General features: G+C 61.5%; 10 protein-coding genes. 5 read left to right on the forward strand and 5 right to left on the reverse strand.

Translation table 11 applies throughout. From position 1 onward, the window contains the following. The 4 genes from H0V34_14645 to H0V34_14660 all read left to right on the forward strand — a co-directional run. Window positions 1-317, forward strand: a 317-nt coding sequence (locus H0V34_14645; GenBank protein ID MBA2492861.1) for an SURF1 family protein, incomplete at its 5' end; no start/stop codon positions are given. Beyond that, window positions 310-912: an SCO family protein gene (locus H0V34_14650; protein MBA2492862.1), complete on the forward strand. Its 603-nt coding sequence runs from the start codon at window positions 310-312 to the stop codon at window positions 910-912. The genes H0V34_14645 and H0V34_14650, both read left to right, overlap by 8 nt. Next, window positions 839-1,981: a COX15/CtaA family protein gene (locus tag H0V34_14655; GenBank protein MBA2492863.1), complete on the forward strand. Its 1,143-nt coding sequence runs from the start codon at window positions 839-841 to the stop codon at window positions 1,979-1,981. The genes H0V34_14650 and H0V34_14655 overlap by 74 nt, the downstream gene beginning before the upstream one ends. Next, window positions 1,968-2,894 (forward strand): protoheme IX farnesyltransferase, encoded by a 927-nt coding sequence (locus H0V34_14660; GenBank protein ID MBA2492864.1) that lies wholly within the window; start codon window positions 1,968-1,970, stop codon window positions 2,892-2,894. The genes H0V34_14655 and H0V34_14660 overlap by 14 nt, the downstream gene beginning before the upstream one ends. 32 nt (window positions 2,895-2,926) lie before the next feature. On the opposite strand, the gene H0V34_14665 is transcribed toward H0V34_14660, so the two are convergent. Both H0V34_14665 and H0V34_14670 read right to left on the reverse strand, forming a co-directional pair. Continuing rightward, complete coding sequence (locus H0V34_14665) at window positions 2,927-4,219, reverse strand: FAD-dependent oxidoreductase (GenBank protein ID MBA2492865.1); 1,293 nt, start codon at window positions 4,217-4,219, stop codon at window positions 2,927-2,929. A gap of 13 nt (window positions 4,220-4,232) precedes the next feature. Continuing rightward, window positions 4,233-4,631: a cytochrome C gene (locus tag H0V34_14670; protein ID MBA2492866.1), complete on the reverse strand. Its 399-nt coding sequence runs from the start codon at window positions 4,629-4,631 to the stop codon at window positions 4,233-4,235. Window positions 4,632-4,675: 44 nt separating this feature from the next. Between H0V34_14670 and H0V34_14675 the strand changes: the two genes are divergently transcribed. Next, window positions 4,676-5,326, forward strand: a complete 651-nt coding sequence (locus H0V34_14675; protein MBA2492867.1) for a DUF3047 domain-containing protein — start codon at window positions 4,676-4,678, stop codon at window positions 5,324-5,326. A gap of 64 nt (window positions 5,327-5,390) precedes the next feature. Here H0V34_14675 and rpoH read toward each other — a convergent pair whose 3' ends face one another. From rpoH to ftsE, 3 genes are all read right to left on the reverse strand, one after another. Next, the gene (gene rpoH / locus H0V34_14680; GenBank protein ID MBA2492868.1) at window positions 5,391-6,251 is read right to left on the reverse strand and encodes an RNA polymerase sigma factor RpoH; all 861 of its coding nucleotides are present in this window, start codon (window positions 6,249-6,251) and stop codon (window positions 5,391-5,393) included. A gap of 140 nt (window positions 6,252-6,391) precedes the next feature. After that, on the reverse strand, window positions 6,392-7,351 hold the full coding sequence (locus tag H0V34_14685; protein ID MBA2492869.1) for an ABC transporter permease: 960 nt from the start codon (window positions 7,349-7,351) through the stop codon (window positions 6,392-6,394). Between the two features lie 76 nt (window positions 7,352-7,427). Further along, a partial coding sequence (ftsE, locus tag H0V34_14690; GenBank protein MBA2492870.1) for a cell division ATP-binding protein FtsE occupies window positions 7,428-8,104 on the reverse strand: 677 nt, incomplete at its 5' end.

An 8,104-nucleotide genomic window follows, 5' to 3' on the forward strand; every position in this document is an offset into this window, starting at 1 on the left:
TTTATGTACCGTACGAGCAGGGCTTCCGTCTCGGCGGTATGGATGCGGGCGAGATCGGATGGCCGCGGCGGGTCCAGTTCGTGGACTTCAAGCGCATGGGGGCGCGCCTTGATCTCGCACTGGCGGGCGCCAGCCTGCGGCTGGATCCGGAATCACCCTATTGCTACCGTTGCGCGTGGCAAGTCGCGCCGTTCACACCAGAGCGGCATCTGGGCTACGCGGTGCAATGGTTCGCCATGGCGCTCGCATTGTTGATTATCGTGATTGTCGTGAACGTGAAACGAAACAAATCCAGTAACGAATCCAAGCGTGGCTAGTACGACGGACAACTCGTCAGCCAGCTCTCGCGCCCGCCTGAAGCTGCTTGGCCTGGCGATGGTGTTTGCCGCCCCATTACTGGCAGCCGTAGTGCTGTATGCATTCAGCGACTGGCTGCCGTTGCCGGCGCCAGTCTCCAATGGCGAATTGATCTCGCCGCCGCGGGCGATAAAAGAGTTCGAGCTGCAAACTGTAAACGGCAGACGGCTGACCCGGGGGTTTCTGCGCGATAAATGGACGCTTCTGTATGTCGGTGGCAGCCATTGCGATCTCTGGTGTGAGGCCAGTCTGTTCAAGATGCGTCAGGTGCGTCTGAGTCTGGGCCGCGATCAGAGCAGGGTACAGCGTTTGTACGTGCTCACCGACACAAAGGCGCTGCGATCGCTGCGCCCCCTGTTGCGCCGCCACGCGGGCATGATGGTGGCGCAGGCGCAGGGAAACAACACGCTGCGCCCATTGAGCGCGCACCCGAGTGGCACTTTTTTTCTGGTCGACCCGCATGGCAACCTGATGATGCGTTATGCGCCGCGCGATACCGCCAGGGGCTTGCAGGACGATCTGGATCATCTGCTTGAGGCGTCCCGGATTGGCTGATCGCGCGCATTCCTTCTTCCGGGTAACGGTCGCCTTGGGGCTGGCGCTGGCATTTGTCGTGGTTGTGCTGGGCGCATTCACACGCCTGTCCGACGCGGGACTGGGCTGCCCCGACTGGCCTGGCTGTTACGGCCACATCGGCGGTGTGCCGATGACCCAGGCCGAACTCGAGCAGGCCAATGCATCGTTTCCCGGGCGGCCGGTAGACATGTCCAAGGCCACCACGGAGATGGTGCATCGTTACTTTGCGGGCGGCCTGGGGTTGCTGATACTGACGCTTGTGATAACGGCGTTTGCGTTTCGGCAACGCGCGCAACTCCCGTTCAAGACCACTCTCGCGTTGCTGGCATTAGTTATCTTCCAGGCGTTGCTGGGCATGTGGACGGTCACCTTGCAGTTAAAGCCCGTTATCGTTATGGCGCACCTGCTCGGCGGTTTTGCGACGCTTTCGTTATTGTGGTGGCTGTTCCTGGGCGGTTCGACATGGGCCGCCACACGGCCAAGAAGCAGTCGCTATCGCGTAGCTGGCCTGCTGGGGATAGGAATTCTAGTCGGGCAGATCGCGCTGGGCGGCTGGACCAGCGCCAATTATGCCGCGCTCGCGTGCGTGGACTTCCCTACGTGCCAGTCGCGGTGGTGGCCGCCAATGGATTTCAGCGAAGCGTTTGTGCTGTGGCGCGGCACCGGGTTGGACTACGAGTTCGGGGGGCTGGATAATCCCGCACGTACCGCCATTCATGTTACCCACCGTATCGGCGCGCTGGTGACCACCATTTATCTTCTGGCTTTCGGTTCGACCTTGTTCGTACGGGCGCGGGGCGGTGCGTTGCGCATCGCTAGTGCGGCTGTGATCACGCTCATATTGTTGCAGGTTTCGCTCGGCATCTCTAACGTCGTACTCGGTTTGCCGCTTGGTGTCGCGGCCGCGCACAATGCGGTCGCGGCGCTGTTGCTGCTGGCGATGCTGTCGCTGACTTATCTGTTGAGACCGGCGACGGAAACCGTCACGCGCGTCGCTTTCCGTAAGCCGTCCACGCGCGCGGCCGAGGGCGACCATGTCCTCACCTAAAGTTCTTAATTCTCCGTATGGGCTGCTGTCGCAGGCCCTGGATTACCTGGAATTGTGCAAACCACGCGTGGTGGCGCTGATGGTGTTCACCGCGCTGGTAGGCATGCTGCTGGCGGCGCCCGGCGCGGTAGGCACGGCGGCACTGGTGTTCGGCAATCTGGGCATCGCGCTGGTGGCGAGCTCGGCCGCGGCCATTAACCACCTGGCCGATCGGCATATGGACGCGGTGATGGCGCGAACGCGCCTGCGGCCGTTACCCAGCGGCCATCTGGAGGCGCGTCATGTGCTGGTGTTCGCCGCGGTGATCGGCGCGCTGGGCATGGCGATCCTCATCGCATTCGTCAATACGCTGACGGCGGTGCTGACGTTCGTCTCGCTGGTAGGATACGCGGTGATTTACACGCTTTATCTGAAGCATGCCACGCCTCAGAACATCGTGATCGGCGGCGCGGCGGGCGCGATGCCGCCGCTGCTGGGCTGGACCGCGGTGACCGGTCAGGTGGATCCTTATGCGCTGCTGCTGTTTCTGATCATCTTTACCTGGACGCCACCGCATTTCTGGGCGCTGGCGCTTTACCGTAAGGCGGAATACGCCAAGGTCAACGTGCCGATGCTGCCGGTGACGCATGGCGATGACTATACGCGGCTCTATATCCTGCTCTACACGCTGTTGATGGTGGTGATTACGGTGTTGCCGTTCGCCACCGGCATGTCCGGACCGATCTATCTGGCTGGCACGCTGATCCTGAACGCCGTGTTCCTGTACTACGCGGTGGCGCTGATGGTGACGAAGCGCCGCGCGCTGGCCATGAAGACTTTCGTGTACTCCATTGTCTACCTCATGCTGCTGTTCGCGCTGTTGTTGTTCGATCGATATCTGCCCATCGTCATGACCCAGTTTCCCTGGCCGTGACCGGATCGTTAGCGATTGGGGGCGGACGGCTTCTAAGCAAACGTGTCGTTGACGATATTCGTGTACCAGCTCTTGGCGTAAGCCGCTTCCAGCGTGTGATTGGCGTCGTCTGCGCTTAATCCTCCGGCGCCGGGCACCGACTCCACCGCACCCTTGGCGTTGAGCGCGTAAACGTCGGCGATGGAAATACCGTACTCGGAGCCGACCAGGCTGTAACAGGTATTGATCCACGAGGGCTCGCCAGGGGTGCGGCCGTTCAGCAGCGCCACCACGGCGTCGGCGCATACCTTGGCCTGTGAGTTCGCAACATAAGCGGACTTGGGCATGGGATCCTGGATGGCGGCGTCGCCGATCACGTGAACGCCTCGCTGCAACGCGGACTCGCAGGTCTTGTGATCGATGGGACACCAGCCGCTCTGGTCCGCAAGCCCCGCGTCGCGCGCGATGAAACCCGCCATTTGCGGCGGTATCACGTTCAGCACATCGCCTTTGTATTTCTCTTCCAGCGGTCCGGCAGTCGCGGTCATAGTGCGCGCATTGACCACGCGCACCTGGCCGTCCGGCCCGGACACCCATTCGATCAGGCTGTTGTCACCGCCGTAACCGTAGAGCTGCTCCCAGCCCGCGACAAACAAATCCTGCTTGGTGAACGCCGTTTTCGCGTCCAGGATCAGAACCTTGGATTTCGGCTTGTTGGCTTTCAGATACTGCGCGATCAGGCTGGCGCGTTCGTACGGTCCTGGGGGGCAACGATACGGTGTCTGTGGCGCGGTGATGATGACGGTGCCGCCGTCGCGCATCGCCACCAGTTGCTCGCGCAACAACCGAGTCTGGTGGCCGCCCTCCCACGCGTGCGGCAAGACGTGCGCGGTTTCCGCGCTGTAGCCGTCGATGGCCCGCCAGCGGAAATCGATACCCGGTGACACGATCAGGCGATCGTAGCTGAGAATCGCGCCGCCCTTCAGCCGGATCTGGCGTTCGCCGGGCTCGATCACCGTGGCGGTGTCGTGAATCATATTGACGCCGAGTCTGGCGAGACCCGCATAGGTTTGCGTGATCGAGGGCAGATCCCGCAGACCGCCAAGCACCCAGTTGCCGGCCGGACAGGTCATATAGCTGCGCTTCGGCTCGACCAGGGTCACTTCGATCCACGGATCGAACAGGCGCACATACTTGGCCGCCGTAGCGCCGCCAAAGCCACCGCCGATGACGACCACGCGCCCGCGGGTTATCGCGCCACGGACGCGACCTCCCGAAAGCAGCCCAAGGCTGGAGGCGCCAAGCGTTTTCAGGAAGGCCCTGCGCGAGAGCGGTGGCGTGAACATCGGATAGTTGAAGTTACGGCTTTTGATTGGCGAAATATTGCGCGATCGCGGCGATCTGATTGTTTGTATAGCCTTTTGAGATACGATTCATGATGGTGCCGGGACGTTTTCCGGAGCGGAAGTCGCGCATCGCGGACTCGATCTGTTTCGCCGGCAGTCCGTGGATCGAAGGGATGGCGCCCTCACTTCTGCCCTGGGGTCCGTGACAGGCGCTACAGGCAACACCTATGGTGCGTCCTATGGTGCCGCCCGCAATGCTGACTTGCGTGGCCACCAGCGCGCAGCATATGGCGAGGAGCAAGCCGCGTCTGATCATGGATACATCGCGGTCTCTGGCGAAAAACGGGAGCGCGGACATTGCGCTGAAGCCGACGCGCACCACTGACGCGAGCCGGTCGGGACGATACGGCACATCTGATTTGATCCACTAGCAAGCTTGCATAAACAATAAGCGATATGCACGAAAATACAACCCGCGTGCTGGCATTACTGGCGTGTTCGAGCGTCACGGTTGCCGCTGGCGAGCGTCTGGTCGTCGGCGATTTTTCCGCGCGCGATCTCAGCGGCTGGAGAACCGAATTGTTCGAAGGCGAAACACACTACGATTTCGCCGACATGGATGGTAAAACCATGTTGCGCGCACGCTGCGATGCGAGCGCGTCTGGACTTGTTTACCAACAGGAAATCGATCTAGCCCGGACGCCTGTCCTGCATTGGTCGTGGCGGATCGAACACGTTTATCGCGCTCTGGATGAGGAAACTGAAGCCGGCGATGACTACCCCGCGCGCGTTTATGCGATTCACGATGGCGGACTGCTGAAGTGGCGCAGCCGTGCGATCAACTACGTCTGGTCAAGCCACCAGCCGGTCGGCGATACCTGGCCCAACCCTTTTGTCAGTCAGGCGGAAATGGTCGCCGTGCGCTCAGGGCCGCCGGCGCGCGCGGACCGCTGGTATACGCAGTCGCGCAACGTCGCGGAGGATTTCAGGCAGATCCATGGGCTGGATCTCGATGATATCGACGCAGTGGCGCTGATGACCGATTGTGATAACAGCGGGCAGCGATCCCGCGCGTATTACGGCGATATTTATTTCACACCCGACTAATTCACGCGGGGCAGCTTTTGTGCGCCAATGCACTCAGACCGAAGGTGTGCGCCAGGATGCCTGATCAGGCTTCAAGAGCGACCCGCAGCTTTTTGATCGCGTTGTTCTCAATCTGACGAATTCGCTCGGCCGAAACGTGGTAGGTGTCCGCCAGCTCGGTGAGGGTGGTCTTGTTCTCCGCCAGCCAGCGCTTGCGCAGGATATCCTGGCTGCGTTCGTCAAGCTCACTCAACGCGTCGTGCAGGCGCTCGCTGTGATGCGCGTCCCAGTCGTTGCGTTCCACCAGTTCGGCCGGGTCCGCGCGCCCGTCCTGAAGATACGCCGCCGGCGCAACGTAATTATCATTGTCATCGTCCGGGGCGGCGTCGAAGCCCACGTCGTAGTTGTTGAGCCGTCCCTCCATCTCCACGACATCGGCCGGACTCACGCCCAGGTCATCGGCGACGGTCGCGACTTCCGCATGACTGAGCCAGCCGAGGCGCTTCTTGGCGCTGCGCAAGTTGAAGAACAGTTTGCGTTGCGCCTTGGTGGTGGCGATCTTGACGATGCGCCAGTTACGCAGGATAAATTCGTGAATTTCCGCGCGAATCCAGTGCACCGCGAAAGACACCAGCCGCACGCCGATCTCGGGATCGAAGCGCTTGACCGCTTTCATCAGGCCTATATTGCCTTCCTGAATCAGATCGCCCAACTGCAGACCGTAGCCCCGATACCCGCGCGCGACCTGCACCACGAAACGCAGGTGATGCGTTACAAGCTTGCGCGCGGCTTCGAGGTCGTCATGGTCACGCAGTTTCGTGGCCAGGCTTTTTTCCTCCTGGGCGCTTAGTATAGGCAGTTGATAGACCGCACTAATGTACGTGTCCAGATTGCCGACTGGCACCGCCAGCGCGGCGGATCGAAGCTGAACCAAGGCTTGATTCATAGATGTTTCCCCCAGAGTGAACGACGCTAATTTAGCACTCCGCGAATTAGAGTGCCAGATACTCAGTGGGTTCCGGGGCTCAGCGGGCAGGTACGGATACTATTAGGAGCTCCGCCGGCAGCAAGTTTCCCGATCAATAATCAGTGCGGTTCGACCAGGCTCAAATGGCGTCCCACCGCCAGCCACGAGCCCAGCAGCCCCAGCGCCGCGCCTGTGCCCAGCAGCAGCAGCGTGCCTTCAAAGCCGGGCCCAAGTAGCTGGTGATCCGCGCCGTAAAGCAACGCCAGGTGGGCGGCCGGCCCGTCAATCAACAGCAGCGCACCGCCCACCAGCAGCCACGCCAGCACGCCGCCCAGCAGTCCGTACCAGACGCCGCCATATAGAAACGGTCGCCGCACGAACCCGTCAGTCGCGCCGACCAGCTTGGTGACCTCGATCTCCTCGCGGCGGTTCTGAATATCCAGCCGAATGGTGTTGCCTACGATCAGCAGCACAGCCAGGCCAAGCAGGATCGCGATCGCGGTCACGCCGCGGCGCGCGATGTTCATGATCGCCTGCAGCCTTTGCAGCCATTCCATGTCCAGTTGCGCCAGGTCCACGGCGGGCAGGGTATTCAGCGCCGCCAGCAAAGAGTTGGCCTCTAGCGGCCGGCGCGTGTCCGCCGCCGGCGTCACCACCACCACCGACGGCAACGGATTGCGTTCGAGCTTGTCCAGGGCGCCGCCGAATCCGGAGTTTTCCTGAAATTCCGCCATCGCCTGCGCGGCGCTGATCAGCCGTACGGATTCCACGTCACCGCGTTGACCGATCTCCGCCGCCACGTCCCGCGCTGCTGCCAGCGGCGTATCTACTTTTAGAAACAGCGAAATGCTGGCGGTGTTGTCCCAGCCGCCGGCGATAGTCTGTAGGTTGGCGAGTAGCACGTACAGACCACATGGCAGCGCCAGCGCGATGCCGATTACCGCGGTGGTCATAATACTGGAGAGCGGCGCGTGCCAGATTCTCCCCAGGCTTGCAAGCAAGGTGCGCAGATGCGCTTGCCCGTAGATATAAAGCTTTGCGCCCAGCGCGGAGCGCGTAAATATCGCGCCGCGTGCCATCTTATCCTTACTCCGAAGCGTGCCGCGCCAGCATTGACGCGCGTATGCGGTTTCGGGATGGCATCGATCTGTTCTTCTAAAGGGCGCTCGCCGTGCGCGGTTGTTCATCCCTTTCGGCTTGCACGAGTCGGCCATTCTGCAAGGTGATGATGCGCTTGTTGAAGCGGCTGATCAGATCGATGGCGTGGCTGGCGACCAGCACCGTCACGCCCACCTGATTGAACTGTTCCAGTAACTGCATAATTTCCTCTGAAAGCGCCGGATCCAGATTGCCGGTGGGCTCGTCCGCCAGCAGGATCGGCGGCCGGTTCACCACCGCGCGCGCGATGCTCACGCGCTGCTGTTCGCCGCCGGACAAGGTGATGGGCAGCGCGTTCTCGCGCTTGAGCAGGCCGAGCTTGTGGAGTGCGGCGCGGGTGCGCTTGCGGACCTCGGGTTGTGGTACGCCGGCGATGACCAGCGGCAGCGCGACATTATCGAATACCGTGCGATCGTGAAGCAGCTGGTAATTCTGGAATACCAGCCCCACTTTGCGACGCAGCAACGGGATGCGCCGACGCGAGAGATTGGTAACGTTGCGGTTGTCGATGACGATCTGTCCACGGCTGGGCCGCTCGATGGCAGCTATCAGCTTCAGCAAGGTGCTCTTGCCCGCACCCGAGTGACCGGTAATAAATACCATCTCCCCGCGATCGATGCGAAAAGTAAGCCGGTTCAGGGCCTCAAAGCCGGTGGGGTAGCGCTTGCTGACGT

This window comes from Gammaproteobacteria bacterium, from assembly GCA_013696315.1.
Classification (GTDB): domain Bacteria; phylum Pseudomonadota; class Gammaproteobacteria; order JACCYU01; family JACCYU01; genus JACCYU01.

Bases quoted from the DNA above. Each gene is read 5' to 3' on its own strand.
- rpoH (MBA2492868.1), bottom strand. From the start codon at position 6,251: ATGAATCAAGCCTTGGTTCAGCTTCGATCCGCCGCGCTGGCGGTGCCA.
- H0V34_14660 (MBA2492864.1), top strand. From the start codon at position 1,968: ATGTCCTCACCTAAAGTTCTTAATTCTCCGTATGGGCTGCTGTCGCAG.
- H0V34_14665 (MBA2492865.1), bottom strand. From the start codon at position 4,219: ATGTTCACGCCACCGCTCTCGCGCAGGGCCTTCCTGAAAACGCTTGGC.
- H0V34_14655 (MBA2492863.1), top strand. From the start codon at position 839: ATGCGCCGCGCGATACCGCCAGGGGCTTGCAGGACGATCTGGATCATC.
- H0V34_14685 (MBA2492869.1), bottom strand. From the start codon at position 7,351: ATGGCACGCGGCGCGATATTTACGCGCTCCGCGCTGGGCGCAAAGCTT.
- H0V34_14675 (MBA2492867.1), top strand. From the start codon at position 4,676: ATGCACGAAAATACAACCCGCGTGCTGGCATTACTGGCGTGTTCGAGC.